Raw genomic sequence first — 14,196 nt, forward strand, 5'->3', positions numbered from 1 at the left:
CTCCGTGGGGCGCACTGCGGCGCTCATGCCGGCAGGGCCTCGGCACTCAGGCGCGCGATTTCCTTGCGCAGGTGCTTGATGGCCGGCGTGACGATGGCCACGAAGTGCGATTCGCGCACGCGGCGCTGCACCTCGCTGCTCATGAGGTAGCCGCGCGCGCCCTGGTGCAGCAGGGCCGATTGCGCGGCGCGCAGCGACAGCTCGGCGCCGTGCGCGCGCGCGTCGAGCACGTCGATGAAGAAGTCCGCCGAGGGGTCGAACGGCGTCTCGGCCAGCTTCATCACGCGCTCGGTGAGCGCGTCCAGCTCGGCCTGCAGCTCGGCGGGCCGGTCTTCCAGAAACTGGTTGACGTGGCCGAGCTGATCTTCCACCGCCCACATGCTGTCGATGGCGCCCTGCGTGACGCCCACGGCCATGCCGCACTGGAGCAGCACGAAGGCGCCGCGGATGCGCGCGATGAAGGGCTTGGCCGGGTCGGCCATGATCTCGTCCGTGCCGATGAAAAGGTCCTTCAGGCGCAGCCCGTAGGTGCCCGTGCCTTCCATGCCACTGAAGCTGGGGCACTCGCGCATCTCCACGCCCTCGGCGTCGCAGCGCAGCAGGAACATCACTTCGCGCACCACTTCGCCGTGTTCGTCCACCACGCCGGCCAACGCGCCACAGGCGTGGCCCGGGCCCAGGTTGCTGACCCAGGGCAGGGTGCCGCTGACGCGGTAGCCGCCGGTCACCGGCACGGCCTTGAGCAACAGGCCCTCGATCTGCGCGTAGTTCTTCATGGGGTTGGACATGGCCGTGCCGCCGAGCGTGGCGCCACTGGCGTGCGCCATCAGCGCCTCGCCCATGAGGGCCGGGTTGCCCGAGGCCTGCATGTACAGGCCGCACACGGCCTGGCACCACATCATGAAGCCGGTGGCGCCGCAAACCTGCGAGACCTCGGCCATGGCGCGCAGTGCCAAGGCGAAATCGCCGCGGCCGGCGGGCGCGTTGAGGTGGGCGCTCATGGCGCCCAGCGCGCCGAGGCGCTGCAACTCGGCGCGCGGGTAGTAGCCCTCGCGGTCGATCGCTTCCACCACCTGGGCCAGTGGGCCGCGCGCCACTTCGCGCACGGCGGCCAGCACCGCGTCGGGGGAGTCGAGCCGCAGGTCGCGGGGGATGTCGGCAAGGTCCATGTGGGGCTCCTGTCGCGGCGTGTCAGCCCATCGAGATCTCGAAAGGGATCGGGTTGCGCATGCTGTTGGCCACTGGCGAGTAGTGGTTGGCGTGCTTGACGATCTCGTCCAGCACTTCGCGCGGCGCGTCGCCCTCGACCAGCACCTTCACGCGAATGGCCTGGAAGCCCATCTCGGGCGGCGTCTTCTCCAGCGCGCCGCCCGCGCCCCAGGCCGCGGGGTTGCCGATGTCGCCTTCGAGGAAGACCTCCAGCTTGCTGAGCTTCACGCCCTTCCAGGTGGCCACGGCCGTCACGCCCACGGCGATGCAGCCGCCCAGGCCCGAGAGCACGATTTCGCCCGGCGCGGGCGCGGTGTCCTGGCCGAACAGGTGCAGGGGTTCGTCCACCAGCACCGGGGCGTGGTTGCCCACGGTGCTCAAGGAGCGGTACTGGCCCTCCATCACGGTGTGGACCTTGTTGGTGCCGCGCGAAGCGGGGTTGGCCTTGCCCTTGGCGGCGAAGGCGGCGAGGCCGGCGGCATCGATGGGACGCAGATACGCCTTGACGGTGGTGGGCTCGGCGGTGTCGGTCGTGGACATGTTGTCTCCAGGGGACGGTTGAGAAACAGAGAAGGGCTCAGGCGGCCAGGGCCAGCGGCGTGGACTTCGCCGCCTTGATCGGCAAGCCGGTCTCGATCGGCAGCGCCGGGTCGCGTGACCACTCGTTCCAGGAGCCGAAGTACATGCGCACGTCGGCGAAGCCGGCCTGCTTGAGCGCGAGGAAGGTGTTGGACGCGCGCGCGCCCTTGAAGCAGTAGAGGTAGATGCTGTCGTCGGTGCCCACGCCCACGGTGGCCATCTCGGCCTTCACCTCGTCGGGCGACTTGATCACCGGGCCCTGCGGCGAGGGCTTCATGAAGCGGTACCACTCCACCCATTTCGCGCCGGGCAGACGGCCCTTGCGCGGCGCGAAGTCCTTGCCGTAGGGGCTGGAGCTCTCGCCGATCCATTCGTCCACGTCGCGCACGTCCAGCATGACGACGTCCGTGCCCAGGGCCTTTTCGACGTCGGCCTGCGTGAGCATCACGTCGGCCATGGGCAGTTCGGGGAAGGTGGCGGGCGTGGGCGTGGCGGCCTCGGTGCTCACCGGCAGACCGGCCGCCTTCCAGGCGCTGAAGCCGCCGTTGAGCACCTTGATCCTGGGGTAGCCCAGCCAGGTGAGCAGGTAGTAGCCGCGGCAGGACTGGCCGTAGCCGCTGTTCATGGCGTCTTCGTAGAACACGGCGGTTTCCTGGCCGGACAGGCCCACGGCGCCGAGCGCGCTGGCGAAGGTGTCCCGCAGCGCCTCCAGGCCCTCGGGCGTGGAGGTGGCCAGGTAGGTGAAGACCTCGCGCAGGTTCACCGCGCCGGGGATGTGGCCGGCCGCGTAGGCCTCGGGGTCCCGTGTGTCGATGAGGACCACGGGTTCGCTGGCTTGCAGGGCTTGCAGTTGCTGGGGGGCGATCAGGGTGGCGTCGATGCTCATGGAGACCTCGCGATGTGGAAGGGCCGGGGGGATGTACCGGCCCCGCTTTTTGCAACGGTCGTGCCAGGGCATTGGGTTGGATGAATATTCAATCGAATCAACAGCTTGCGCCTCAACGGGCGCCTGGGCGTCCGGGCCGTCACCGCCACTGTGTCGACACTTTGTCGACACAGTGGCGAGCCCTCAGCGCAGTTGCGCCTTGCGCAGCCGGTAGCTGAACTGGCGCAGCGTGAGACCCAGGCTTTGGGCCGCGCGCGTCTGGTTGCCCTGGTTGCGCTCCAGGGCCTCGCGCAGGGCCTGCGCGCTGTGTGATTGCGCGCTCTGGTAGTCGCGCACCAGTGGCGCGGCGTCGACGATCGGCGGCGTCGCCACCGCCGCGCGCTCGCGCTCGGGCATGAAGCGGCGCAGCGCCGCCGCGTCCACCAGCGTGCCCTCGGCCAGCAGCACCACGCGCTCGATCAGGTTGCCCAGCTCGCGGATGTTGCCGGGCCAGTCGTGCGCCTCCAGCGCGGTCAGGGCGTCGGCCGCCAGGTGCACGTTGCGCTGGTGCGCCTGGTTGGCGCGGCTGAGGAAGTGCAGGGCGATGGCGCGCACGTCCTCGCGCCGCTCGCGCAGGCTGGGCAGGCGGATCGGCACCACGTTGAGGCGGTAGTACAGGTCCTGGCGGAAGCGGCCGGCCTGCACGTCGCGCGCCAGGTCGCGGTGGGTGGCGGCCACCAGGCGCACGTCCACGCGCTGCTCGCGCGTGCCGCCCAGGCGCACCAGCGTGCCTTCCTGCAGGGTGCGCAGCAGCTTGCTCTGCAGCGCCAGCGGCAACTCGCCGATCTCGTCGAGGAACAGCGTGCCGCCGTGCGCCTGTTCGAACCAGCCCGCGCGCGCGCCGGCCGCGCCGGTGAAGGCGCCGCGTTCGTGGCCGAACAGTTCCGACTCGAACAGCGACTCGGGAATGGCCGCGCAGTTGACCTTGATGAAGGGCTGGTCGTGGCGCGGGCTGGCCAGGTGCACGGCGCGCGCGAACAGCTCCTTGCCCGAGCCCGACTCGCCCAGCAGCAGCACCGTGGCCTGCGACTGCGACACGCGTTCCAGCTCGGCCAGGGCCTGCAGCAGCGCATTGGAGCGGCCGATGAGGCCGTAGCGCGCGCTGGCGCTGTCCAGGGCGCGCTCCAGGGCCGCGTTGCGGGCTTGCAGCTGGCGCGTCTGCTCGGCCACCAGCTGCTCCAGCTCCAGCAACTGGCCGGTCAGCGTGGCCAGGAGGCGCAGCAGCGCGAGGTCGTCGTTGAGGTGGCGCTGGCGGCTGCGGATGCGGTGGCAGGCCAGCACGCCCACGGTGGCGCCGCGCACGGCCACCGGCAGGGCGATGAAGGCCACCGTCTGCGGCGGCAGTTGCGCGCGGCGCACGGCGCGGAACAGGAACAGGGGTTCGGCGTCCACGTCCTGCACGATGGCTGGCAGCCCGCTGGCCAGCACGCGGCCGGTGATGCCCTCGCCCCAGCGGTAGCGGCCGCGCGCGGTCTCGGCCTTCGTCAGTCCATAGGCGCGGCGGATCGAGGCCTGGCGCTGGCCGTCGGCGGTGGCCTCGTCGTCCACCAGCACCAGGCGGCCGCGGTTGAGACCCAGCAGCTCGCTCATCAGGTGCAGCATCTCGCGGAACACCTCGGCCGGCGCCAGGCTGCGGCCCACCCCGGCCATCACCTGGCGCATCAGCAGCAGCTCCTGCGCGCGCCAGTCGGTGGGCGTTTCGTTCGGCGGGGGTGTCGGGGGGCGGCTGCTCATGCCCCGAAGGGCAAGCAAGCATCGCACCAAATGGTGCCGCGGTCCGCTCAGCCCGGACTGGCCGCGTGGCGCCGCAGCATGATGGGCTGGGCGTTGTGGCGCCGCTTCACCAGCCACTGCGCGAGCGCGGAATCGAGGTGCTGCACGTGGCCGGGGAACCAATCCTCCAGCGCCTGCACCAGGCGCGGCAGCGCGCTGTGGTCGTCCTGGCACAGGCGCTCGTGCACCTGCACCAGCGAGGTCATCACCTCCGCGTGCTCGTCGATGTGGCACTCGCGGATGGGGTAGTTGCCCGAGGTCATCTCGTCGTCTTCGTGCGCGAAATGCTCGCGCGTGTGGGTGATGAGCGCGAGCAGCGCGTCGGCGGCCTGTTCGCGCGGCGCCTCGCGCAGGGCCTGCAGCAGCGCGTAGAACTCTTCGTGCAGGGTGTCGATGCGGGCGTCGCCGGTGAGGTGCTCGTGGCGGCGCATGAAGGCGTCGAGGTCGTGGCTCATGGTGTCGTGGGGAAAGAGGGGCGACGGCGCGGGTCGCCAAGACCCGCAGTGTGCCAGCGGATGCCCCTGCCGCTAAAATCGCCGCCTCTCAAGGAGCGTTGCAGCGGCCAGTCCCTCTCCAGGACCGGGGCCGTCAGGCTTGAGTGGGCTCGACCGGCCCCAACGACGCTCACCAGCCCGGTGTCTTCGCAAACAACCCTGGTGAGCTGCATGTCCTCCGAGACCACCCCCGAGTCTTCCGCCGTTTCCCCCGCCGTTCGCCCCATGCTCCTGTCGGGCCTGGAGCCGCTCGCCATCGGCGAGGGCAGCCTGTTCGTCAACGTCGGCGAGCGCACCAACGTCACCGGCTCCAAGGCCTTCGCGCGCATGATCCTCGAGGGCCGCTTCGAGGACGCGCTGGCCGTGGCGCGCCAGCAGGTGGAAAACGGCGCGCAGATCGTCGACGTGAACATGGACGAGGCCATGCTCGACAGCGAGGCCGCCATGGTGCGCTTCCTCAACCTCATGGCCGGCGAGCCCGACATTGCGCGCGTGCCGGTGATGGTGGACAGCTCCAAGTGGAGCGTCATCGAGGCCGGCCTGCGCTGCCTGCAGGGCAAGGGGGTGGTGAACTCGATATCGATGAAGGAAGGCGTCGAGGAATTCAAGCGCCAGGCCGGGCTCATCAAGCGCTACGGCGCCGCCACCGTGGTGATGGCATTCGACGAGAAAGGCCAGGCCGACACCTACGAACGCAAGATCGAGATCTGCGAGCGCGCCTACCGCATCCTGGTGGACGAGGTGGGTTTCCCGCCCGAGGACATCGTCTTCGACCCGAACATCTTCGCCATCGCCACCGGCATCGAGGAACACAACAACTACGCGGTCGACTTCATCAACGCCACGCGCTGGATCAAGCAGCACCTGCCCGGCGCCAAGGTCTCGGGCGGCGTGTCCAACGTCAGCTTCAGCTTCCGCGGCAACGACCCGGTGCGCGAGGCCATCCACACCGTGTTCCTGTACCACGCCATCCAGGCCGGCATGGACATGGGCATCGTCAACGCGGGCATGGTGGGCGTGTACGACGAGCTGGAGCCCACGCTGCGCGAGCGCGTGGAGGACGTGGTGCTGAACCGCCGGCCCGACGCGGCCGAGCGCCTGCTGGAAATCGCCGAGAGCGCCAAGGGCGCCGCCAAGGACGATTCGCAGAAGAATGCCTGGCGCGAGCTGCCCGTGCGCGAGCGCCTGTCGCACGCGCTGGTGCGCGGCATCACCGACCACATCGTTGCCGACACCGAGGAGGTGTGGCGCGAGATCGAGGCCGGCGGCGGGCGGCCGCTCAACGTGATCGAAGGCCCGCTCATGGACGGCATGAACATCGTGGGCGACCTGTTCGGCCAGGGCAAGATGTTCCTGCCCCAGGTGGTGAAGAGCGCGCGCGTGATGAAGCAGGCCGTGGCCCACCTGCTGCCCTACATCGAGGAAGAGAAGCAGCGGCTGGAGGCCGCCGGCGGCGACGTGCGCAGCAAGGGCAAGATCGTCATCGCCACCGTCAAGGGCGACGTGCACGACATCGGCAAGAACATCGTCACGGTTGTGCTCCAGTGCAACAACTACGAGGTGGTGAACATGGGCGTGATGGTCCCGTGCCACGAGATTCTGGCCAAGGCCAAGGTCGAGGGCGCGGACATCGTGGGCCTGTCGGGCCTGATCACGCCCAGCCTGGAAGAGATGCAGTACGTGGCCAGCGAGATGCAGAAGGACGAGCACTTCCGCATCAGGAAGATTCCGCTGCTGATCGGTGGCGCCACCACCAGCCGCGTGCACACGGCGGTGAAGATCGCGCCGCACTACGAAGGCCCCGTGGTCTACGTGCCCGATGCCTCGCGCAGCGTGAGCGTGGCGCAGGGCCTGCTGTCGGAGCAGGCCACGGCCTACATCGCCGAGGTGAACGCCGACTACGAGCGCGTGCGTCACCAGCACGCCAACAAGAAGCAGGTGCCGCTGTGGCCGTTGCAGAAGGCGCGCGCCAACCGCACGCCCATCGAATGGGCCGGCTACACGCCGCCCGCACCCAAGTTCATCGGCCGGCGCGTCTTCAAGAACGTGGACCTGGCCGAGCTGGCGAAGTACATCGACTGGGGCCCCTTCTTCCAGACCTGGGACCTGGCCGGCCCTTTCCCCGAGATCCTGAAGGACGAGGTGGTGGGCGAGGAGGCGCGCCGCGTCTTCAGCGACGGCAAGCGCATGCTCCAGCGCATCATCGACGGGCGCTGGCTCACGGCCAACGCGGTGATCGGCCTGTACCCGGCCAACTGCGTGAATGAGGACGACATCGCGCTCTACGCCGACGAGTCGCGTGAACGCCCGGCGCTGGTGTGGCACGGTCTGCGCCAGCAGACCGAGAAGCAGGAGATCGACGGTGTGATGCGTCCGAGCCGCTGCCTGGCCGACTTCGTGGCGCCCGCGGGCGTGGCCAAGGACTACGTGGGCCTGTTCGCGGTGACGGCGGGCCTGGGCGTCGAGAAGAAGGAGAAGCAGTTTCTCGACGACCTCGACGACTACTCGGCCATCATGTTCAAGGCCCTGGCCGATCGCCTGGCCGAGGCCCTGGCCGAGCAGATGCACCACCGCGTGCGCACCGACCTCTGGGGCTACGCGGCCGACGAGGCGCTGAGCAACGACGAGCTCATCAAGGAAAAGTACCAGGGCATCCGCCCCGCGCCGGGCTACCCGGCCTGCCCGGACCACACCGTCAAGCGCGGGATGTTCGAGCTGCTGCAGGCCGGGGAGATCGGCATGGGCCTGACCGAGAGCCTGGCCATGTCACCGGCGGCCAGCGTGAGCGGCTTCTACCTGAGCCACCCGCAGAGCACCTACTTCAACGTCGGCAAGATCGGCGAGGACCAGTTGAACGACCTGGCCGAGCGCAGCCGCGTGGCGCGCGAGGAGTTGCAGCGCTGGCTGGCGCCGAACCTCTGAGCGCTCAGCCACCGGCCAGTACGCGCCGGTACTGCACCGCCTCCGCCACGTCGGCCACGCCCACGCATTCGCGCCCGGCCAGATCGGCGATGGTGCGCGCCACGCGCAGCGCGCGGTGCGTGCCGCGCCCGCTCCAGGCCAGGCGCACGGCGGCGGCGTGCAGGAACTTCAGCGCCGCCGGTTCGGCCTGAACATGCTTGTCGAGCGAGCCGCCTGACAGCGCGCGGTTGGGTACGCCCTGGCGTTGCAGCGCGCGTTCGCGCGCCACCACCACGCGCTCGCGCACCTCGGCGCTGCGTTCGCCGCGCGCCCCTTGCAACAGCTCGTCGCTGGGCAGCGCGGGCACCTCCACCTGCAGGTCGATGCGGTCGAGCAGCGGGCCGCTGAGGCGGCCCTGGTAGCGCGCCACCTGATCGGGCGTGCAGCGGCAGGCGCGCACCGGGTGGCCGCGGTAGCCGCAGGGGCAAGGATTCATGGCGGCCACCAACTGGAAGCGCGCGGGGAATTCGCTCTGGTGTGCCGCGCGCGAGACGCGGATCTGCCCCGTCTCGAGCGGCTCGCGCAGCGCCTCCAGCGCGTGTCTCTGAAACTCCGGTAATTCGTCGAGGAACAGCACGCCCTGGTGCGCGAGCGAGATCTCGCCCGGGCGGGGCGGCGAACCCCCGCCCACCAGCGCCACGGCCGAGGCGCTGTGGTGTGGCGCGCAGTACGGCCGCTGGCCCCAGCGCGCGGGATCGAAGCGCCCCGCCAGCGAGGCCACGGCGGCCGCCTGCAGGGCCTCGTCGGTGGCCATGGGCGGCAGCAGCCCGCCCAGGCGTTGTGCGAGCATGGACTTGCCCGCGCCCGGTGGCCCCACCATCAACAGGCTGTGCTCGCCAGCGGCGGCGATTTCCAGCGCACGCCGGGCGCCGGCCTGGCCTTTCACGTCGGCCAGGTCGGGGCCGTCGTCGCGCACCGTGGCCGTGCGCGGCTCCAGCCGCGTCCAGCCGCTGTCGTCCTGCGTGGCCGGCTGCTCGCGGCGAAGGCGGGCCACCACGTCGATCAGGTGGCGCGCGCGCACCACGTGGGCGTCGGGCACCTGGGCGGCTTCCTCGGCGCTGCCCGGGGGCAGCACCAACGCGCGGGCGCCGCCCTCATGCCCCAGGGCCATCGCCATGGCCAGCGCGCCGCGCACCGGGCGCAGCTCGCCGCCCAGGGACAGCTCACCGGCGAACACCCAGCGCGCCAGCGGCTCGGCATCGATCTGTCCGCTGGCCGCCAGAATGCCCAGCGCGATCGGCAGGTCCGGGGTTCTATAGCCTTGCTAACTGTTAATTGAAGATTTTCCCTTTGCCATCAACAACTTAGATTTGATATAAAAATTTTGCAGTTCGCAGGTCAATAAAGCATTGGCCTTTCGTCTCGTGCGACTGCTCCTTTGAGGCGATGGTGGTGCCACGATTGTTGGTTACCGGGCCCACACCATCAGCCGCTGCGGATCCTGGACGTTCATGGTCGCGATCAGCTTCCACAGCAAGTTCTTGTGACAGTCTATAGTCTTGCGCTAGACTCTATACATGGTCAATTCCGCCATCGCATTTCGCCTTCATGAGGCAGCTGCGTTGAGCGGGTTCAGCAAGTACATGCTCGATTACCTGGCTCGAGAAGACATCTTCCGGCCCGAGGCAGGCGTTGGCGGCCGCGGTGTCGCGCGCCAGTACAGTTTTGCAGATATCGTGGTGCTGCGGGCACTCCGCCAGATTTGCAAAGATCGCGGGCGAGTCAGACACCTGCGGAGCGCGCTTGGCGTCTTCCGGGACGAGTTTGGGCCGATTGAGGTGGGCCAGCGCATCGATCAGCTGCTGTTCGTCCAAGGAGGCGAACTTTGTCTTCGGACGGCCGATCAGGCTGACCGCGAGCTTCGCACCGGCCAGTTGGCCTTTTCATTTGTCGTGGACTTGGACCAGCTGGCTCAGGAGGTCTCCGCCAGCCTGATCATCGATGTCAAGACCAACCTCGTGCGCCTGGAGCCAGGCAAGGCGAAAGAGGCGGAGGCCATTCGGCAGAAGGTGTGGGCAGCCGTACGACAGAAGAGAGCGCAGCGCCGAGACGCGGCGTGAGTTCAGGGGTTGGCGTGAGGCGCTTCATCCGCCGACTGTCGTATCCTCCGCAGTCCTACAGGCGGGGGCATAGATGTGGCTGAGGATTGTGGCGTGGTTTTTCCGCCGGCATGTGGCAGCGGCGTTTGCTGTCGCTCTAAATTGAGAGGTCATCGATGAGCATCATTTCGCTTCTTCCGGGTGACGACAGTGACACGCTCTGCAAACGCTATGCCTCGGAGGTCTCGCGATATTTTTCCGAGCCCAGCGGGGCCAGCCTACCCTTGGCCCAGGTGCCTCTGGAGAACGTTTTCCGTGTTCTAGAGATGTATCGGTACGACGCCTTTGCAGACGAACATCGCAAGGGCGTGCTCGCTCTCGAGGCGGGTGAGCCGGACTACTTGCACCCAGGCGGCTTCAAGGATTGGTACGTGAACATCAAAGAAGCTCTCGAGCGGACTAAGACGGAGGTGTTCGGTTCGGTCGATAAGGAGCAGGTGGTGTCAACGCTGCAAGATTCATTGCGACAGTTGGTCACGGGCAAGCTAGATACGGCTATTGACGATCGCTGCCACCTCTTTTTTCGCCGTTTCTCGGAACAATTGCCGACAAGCTGATGCTCTCGCCCAAGGCCTTCCTTCTACAGGAATGCGCTAACGTACGCGACGTTCTCGGCGAGACACTGAGATACAAGTACGGCGCAGACGGCAGCAAGGACTTCTACGACGAGTGTCTCATCCGGCTCGAGTCCACCGAGGCCGGCGTCAAGGGCTGCCAAGAGGGCGATCATGATCAGCTCGCTCTCTTCTCCAAGCTGCTGCAGCGGCTGACATATCTCATCGCTCGTATTGAGCGTTCATCCATCGGAGAATATTCTTGGCCGTTCGTCGAAGAGTTGAAGGACCTTGCAGTTGGCATCTGCTCTGAAGCGACGCTAGCCCATGATTCGACGCCACCCCTGATCCATGTCCTCTCCCAGGGCGAGTTTGGCTATTCGATTGACCCGGAGCAGAGCCGTCCTTCGGCGAGTCGGCGAAAGATTCTGACGATCGTCCTCCCGCGGACGCTGAAGCACTTCGTGTTGCTGCATGCAATCCTGGGGCATGAGATCGGCCACGCGATCTACGCGAATGCGAAACACCAACAACAGCTGAAGCACGTGCGTCGTGCCCATCTTGGGAAGGTGGGCAACGTCCTCGAGTCCTCTGCCTCGACTGCCGCGCGAATGTTCGACCAGGCGGCACCCTTCCAAGTCAAGCAGTACTTGATTCGTCGGAGGATGAGACAAGACGACGATCTCTACCGCTACTCCGACTGGGATGCGTGGGTCGAGGAAGTCCTGTGCGACCTCATCGGATTGGTGAGCTTCGGTCCAAGTTATGTTGCCGCAGCCTGGCACTTGCTCCTTGCGATGGATCCGACAGGAATGCGTTGGGGCCCAAACCATCCACCGATCGCGTGGCGTCTCAACATGTTGCTGGACGGCGCTTCGATTCTTGGAATGGACACCGTGTCCAGCGGCGATTCGAAGACAGACGCGGAGGCAAGGGATTTCTGGGAGGCACTGAAAAGCAAGAGGTACTCCGACCCTTGGTGCGACATCATCGATCGAGCGTCTTTGACGGACGCCTTGAACGAGATCAAGCTACTCCTTGATGCGCATCCGCCGGCAGCCTATCCCCCAAAGCCAGATGGCCTCTTGCCCAGCTTGCTAAGAGATCTAGGTCATTTGGTGCCTCCTGCAGGCTTCGCAGTGGGTCAGGACGATTCGCTGTTGCTGCAGCAGATCGACTTTCGACACATCCTCTATGCCGGCTGGATTCACGGTCACTCTGCGGATATCGATCAGAAGATACTGAATCGCCTGTGCGAACATGCGATCATGCAGCAGCGGGCCGTCAAGAAGTTCCAGAGGTCTACCCCATGACCGCTCTGTCGAGGAGCTCGATTCTGGCGCGCATGAGATCGCGCGAGCTCGTCATCTCACCGATCCTAGGCGCAGACCAACTAGGGATGTCGTCGGTCGACTTGCGCATGGGAACCGTCGTCCTCGTGGCGCGCGCGGGTGCCCAGTCGCATGTCGATCCGGATGCCTATGCGAACGATCCTCAGCGAGCACACGGCGCAATGGAGGGCAAGAAGCAAAAGCATGAGCGCTTCGACATCCCTTTCGGAGAGTCCTTCCTACTTCATCCCGGGGCCCTTGCGTTGGTCCCAACGCTCGAATGGGTGGTGTTGCCTGGAGATATTCAAGGCGTGGTGACGGCCCGTTCATCCTGGGCGCGGGAGGGGTTGAATATCGCCACGGCCACCATCGTCAACCCAGGCTACATGGGCATCGTCACGCTCGAACTAGCCAACTTCGGCCAGATCCCGATCAAGCTCTATCCTGGCCTGCGGCTTGCCCAGATCGCGTTCTACGGGCTCAACCGGATGGATCCTGCGCGAGACGACGAACACCTGAAGATGCAGGGTCAATTCCACATGGCCTTCGAGCCTTCGGCCGGCGACATAGCGAAAAAGGATGAGGCGTTCTTGAGAAGGGATTCCGTGCGTACTTGAAAATATGCTGAGGCTACGCTATTCTGCGGATTAACGTAGATTCAAGACATGACCGAAGGCAAGACACTTGGCAAGGTCATTTCCGAAGCGAGAAAAGCCAAGGGAATGAACCAGAAGGAACTCGCGGCGACTGTACGCCGCGAGGACGGCGAGTCAATTTCGCCTCAGTATCTCAACGACCTTGAGCATGATCGCCGAGTGCCTTCTTCGGAGATCGCTCAGGAACTGGCCAGTGTGCTAGGCCTCCATCCGGATTACTTGCTCTATTTGGCGCGAAAATGGCCTGACGACTTGGCTGACAGAGGGTTGCAGCCAGAGCAATTCGAGAAGGCCATGATGGCCTTTCGAAAACAGCTGTCCCGGTAGGTGCTGCTGTGCGGATGATTCGAGATGCCACCAGGAAGTTTCGCGAGCGACCGCACTACACGCTAGACGAACTGGACGAAATCTCCGAGCGCGCGGCTGCAGAGTATCTCACCAACAAGCATGGCAAGGCGCAGTACCCGATCAGCACGGACGATCTAGCGTCGTTGATCGAGGTGCACGCGGAGGACCTCGACCTCTACGCCGATCTCTCGCGATTGGGGCCCGACATAGATGGGGTGACAATATTCAATCCGAAAGGCAAGCCCAGCATCCGTATCGCTGCGGCGCTATCCGAGGCCAGGCGAGAAAATAGGTTGCGCACGACGCTTGCGCACGAGCTCGGACACACGCTGATCCACAACATCCTGTTCAAGCGCTGCACGGGTCCGGGCCTCTTCGACGACGAAGAAGTTCAGACGGACCGCGTCCAAGCCTGCAGGGAAGGAAGCATGCTCAACGCGGGTCAATCCGACTGGATGGAGTGGCAAGCGGGCTACGTGTCGGGCGCAATCCTGATGCCGGCCACGCAAGTGCGCCTGATCATCACACGTCGATTTCCCAACTACATCCGAGGCAATATCGCCGCCTGCGGTGATCTCTATGAAGCCATGGTGGAAGAGGTGCGATCCGCCTTCCAGGTCTCCTCTGAAGCCGCCCGCGTCCGCCTGCAGAAGCTGCAATTGGTCCGCGATGCCGGGCTGACCCCCTCCCTGTTCTAAACGGTCCCTCGCCCCGGGCGCTTGCGTGCATCAAAAACTTCTCCCATAATCTGCTTATCAGCGTATCGGCTGCTAGGCAGTTCCGCTAAATCACGGATCAGCCGCTCAAGGTGGAGGGTCGACAACCCTTCGAACAAGATGCAATCCATCGATCAAGGAGATCGCATGAAAACGCAACACGGCAAGCAAGATGGTGATGAACAGCGCATTGTGGTCCTGGACGAAGCGCTCCAGGAACGCGCAGTCGACGTGAGCGACCCGAAGATGACCGCAGCACAACTGGCGGCAGCCGCAGGCCATCGGTCTGCCGACGAGGTAATCGTGCTCCAGCGCCTCAAGAGCGGGAACCTTGAAGAGATCCGTCCCGATGAGGTCGTCGATCTGCGCGAAGCCGGCGTCGAACGCTTTTACGTGATTGAGAGTGACACGACCTACCGATTCATCCTGGATGGCATGAAAATCGAGTGGCCGAAGGCCAAGGTCAATGCAGCGCTGTTGATTTCAACGCAATCCTGACCCCGGTTTTCCATCCAATATTGACCCCACCTGTTGGGGTGTAGCCGGGCTAC

General features: G+C 65.9%; 13 protein-coding genes, 1 pseudogene and 1 riboswitch. Of the genes and pseudogenes, 8 read left to right on the forward strand and 6 right to left on the reverse strand.

Annotation, left to right across the window (positions count from 1 at the left end; translation table 11 throughout):
• Window positions 1-23 precede the first annotated feature (23 nt).
• The 5 genes from BN948_RS13975 to BN948_RS13995 form a co-directional block, all read right to left on the reverse strand.
• Window positions 24-1,169: an acyl-CoA dehydrogenase family protein gene (locus BN948_RS13975; RefSeq protein ID WP_009515063.1), complete on the reverse strand. Its 1,146-nt coding sequence runs from the start codon at window positions 1,167-1,169 to the stop codon at window positions 24-26.
• A 22-nt stretch (window positions 1,170-1,191) separates the two neighbouring features.
• Complete coding sequence (locus tag BN948_RS13980; protein WP_009515062.1) at window positions 1,192-1,749, reverse strand: OsmC family protein; 558 nt, start codon at window positions 1,747-1,749, stop codon at window positions 1,192-1,194.
• A 37-nt stretch (window positions 1,750-1,786) separates the two neighbouring features.
• Window positions 1,787-2,674, reverse strand: coding sequence for a sulfurtransferase (locus tag BN948_RS13985; RefSeq protein WP_009515061.1), 888 nt, complete (start codon window positions 2,672-2,674; stop codon window positions 1,787-1,789).
• A gap of 183 nt (window positions 2,675-2,857) precedes the next feature.
• Complete coding sequence (locus tag BN948_RS13990; RefSeq protein ID WP_009515057.1) at window positions 2,858-4,447, reverse strand: sigma-54-dependent Fis family transcriptional regulator; 1,590 nt, start codon at window positions 4,445-4,447, stop codon at window positions 2,858-2,860.
• A gap of 47 nt (window positions 4,448-4,494) precedes the next feature.
• Window positions 4,495-4,941: a bacteriohemerythrin gene (locus BN948_RS13995; protein WP_009515055.1), complete on the reverse strand. Its 447-nt coding sequence runs from the start codon at window positions 4,939-4,941 to the stop codon at window positions 4,495-4,497.
• An 84-nt stretch (window positions 4,942-5,025) separates the two neighbouring features.
• A riboswitch (S-adenosyl-L-homocysteine riboswitch) is annotated at window positions 5,026-5,119 on the forward strand.
• A 32-nt stretch (window positions 5,120-5,151) separates the two neighbouring features.
• Between BN948_RS13995 and metH the strand changes: the two genes are divergently transcribed.
• On the forward strand, window positions 5,152-7,902 hold the full coding sequence (metH, locus tag BN948_RS14005; RefSeq protein ID WP_009515054.1) for a methionine synthase: 2,751 nt from the start codon (window positions 5,152-5,154) through the stop codon (window positions 7,900-7,902).
• 4 nt (window positions 7,903-7,906) lie between these two features.
• Here metH and BN948_RS14010 read toward each other — a convergent pair.
• A pseudogene (locus BN948_RS14010) lies at window positions 7,907-9,187 on the reverse strand (YifB family Mg chelatase-like AAA ATPase); the annotation flags it as partial.
• A gap of 271 nt (window positions 9,188-9,458) precedes the next feature.
• Between BN948_RS14010 and BN948_RS14015 the strand changes: the two are divergent.
• The 7 genes from BN948_RS14015 (at window position 9,459) to BN948_RS14045 (ending at window position 14,143) form a co-directional block, all read left to right on the forward strand.
• Entirely contained in the window at window positions 9,459-10,001 is a 543-nt protein-coding gene (locus tag BN948_RS14015; protein WP_009515052.1) for a MerR family transcriptional regulator, read from the forward strand.
• A 155-nt stretch (window positions 10,002-10,156) separates the two neighbouring features.
• Window positions 10,157-10,597, forward strand: a complete 441-nt coding sequence (locus BN948_RS14020; RefSeq protein WP_009515050.1) for a hypothetical protein — start codon at window positions 10,157-10,159, stop codon at window positions 10,595-10,597.
• Window positions 10,597-11,907 carry a hypothetical protein gene (locus BN948_RS14025; RefSeq protein WP_035622177.1) on the forward strand — a complete coding sequence of 437 codons (1,311 nt, stop codon included), beginning with the start codon at window positions 10,597-10,599 and terminating at the stop codon, window positions 11,905-11,907. Before BN948_RS14020 ends, BN948_RS14025 begins: the two co-directional genes overlap by 1 nt.
• Window positions 11,904-12,542, forward strand: coding sequence for a dCTP deaminase (gene dcd, locus BN948_RS14030; protein WP_081921958.1), 639 nt, complete (start codon window positions 11,904-11,906; stop codon window positions 12,540-12,542). Before BN948_RS14025 ends, dcd begins: the two co-directional genes overlap by 4 nt.
• A gap of 48 nt (window positions 12,543-12,590) precedes the next feature.
• On the forward strand, window positions 12,591-12,908 hold the full coding sequence (locus tag BN948_RS14035; RefSeq protein ID WP_035622181.1) for a helix-turn-helix domain-containing protein: 318 nt from the start codon (window positions 12,591-12,593) through the stop codon (window positions 12,906-12,908).
• Between the two features lie 14 nt (window positions 12,909-12,922).
• The gene (locus BN948_RS14040; protein WP_035622184.1) at window positions 12,923-13,627 is read left to right on the forward strand and encodes an ImmA/IrrE family metallo-endopeptidase; all 705 of its coding nucleotides are present in this window, start codon (window positions 12,923-12,925) and stop codon (window positions 13,625-13,627) included.
• Between the two features lie 165 nt (window positions 13,628-13,792).
• Window positions 13,793-14,143, forward strand: coding sequence for a multiubiquitin domain-containing protein (locus tag BN948_RS14045; RefSeq protein ID WP_051756135.1), 351 nt, complete (start codon window positions 13,793-13,795; stop codon window positions 14,141-14,143).
• Window positions 14,144-14,196 lie beyond the last annotated feature (53 nt).

The organism is Hydrogenophaga intermedia, assembly GCF_000723405.1.
GTDB classification, from domain to species: Bacteria; Pseudomonadota; Gammaproteobacteria; order Burkholderiales; family Burkholderiaceae_C; genus Hydrogenophaga; species Hydrogenophaga intermedia.

What these genes read in the sequence shown, in the direction of transcription:
- BN948_RS13975 (WP_009515063.1), bottom strand. Translation starts at nt 1,169, where the DNA reads ATGGACCTTGCCGACATCCCCCGCGACCTGCGGCTCGACTCCCCCGAC.
- BN948_RS13980 (WP_009515062.1), bottom strand. Translation starts at nt 1,749, where the DNA reads ATGTCCACGACCGACACCGCCGAGCCCACCACCGTCAAGGCGTATCTG.
- BN948_RS13985 (WP_009515061.1), bottom strand. Translation starts at nt 2,674, where the DNA reads ATGAGCATCGACGCCACCCTGATCGCCCCCCAGCAACTGCAAGCCCTG.
- BN948_RS13990 (WP_009515057.1), bottom strand. Translation starts at nt 4,447, where the DNA reads ATGAGCAGCCGCCCCCCGACACCCCCGCCGAACGAAACGCCCACCGAC.
- BN948_RS13995 (WP_009515055.1), bottom strand. Translation starts at nt 4,941, where the DNA reads ATGAGCCACGACCTCGACGCCTTCATGCGCCGCCACGAGCACCTCACC.
- metH (WP_009515054.1), top strand. Translation starts at nt 5,152, where the DNA reads ATGTCCTCCGAGACCACCCCCGAGTCTTCCGCCGTTTCCCCCGCCGTT.
- BN948_RS14015 (WP_009515052.1), top strand. Translation starts at nt 9,459, where the DNA reads ATGGTCAATTCCGCCATCGCATTTCGCCTTCATGAGGCAGCTGCGTTG.
- BN948_RS14020 (WP_009515050.1), top strand. Translation starts at nt 10,157, where the DNA reads ATGAGCATCATTTCGCTTCTTCCGGGTGACGACAGTGACACGCTCTGC.
- BN948_RS14025 (WP_035622177.1), top strand. Translation starts at nt 10,597, where the DNA reads ATGCTCTCGCCCAAGGCCTTCCTTCTACAGGAATGCGCTAACGTACGC.
- dcd (WP_081921958.1), top strand. Translation starts at nt 11,904, where the DNA reads ATGACCGCTCTGTCGAGGAGCTCGATTCTGGCGCGCATGAGATCGCGC.
- BN948_RS14035 (WP_035622181.1), top strand. Translation starts at nt 12,591, where the DNA reads ATGACCGAAGGCAAGACACTTGGCAAGGTCATTTCCGAAGCGAGAAAA.
- BN948_RS14040 (WP_035622184.1), top strand. Translation starts at nt 12,923, where the DNA reads ATGATTCGAGATGCCACCAGGAAGTTTCGCGAGCGACCGCACTACACG.
- BN948_RS14045 (WP_051756135.1), top strand. Translation starts at nt 13,793, where the DNA reads ATGAAAACGCAACACGGCAAGCAAGATGGTGATGAACAGCGCATTGTG.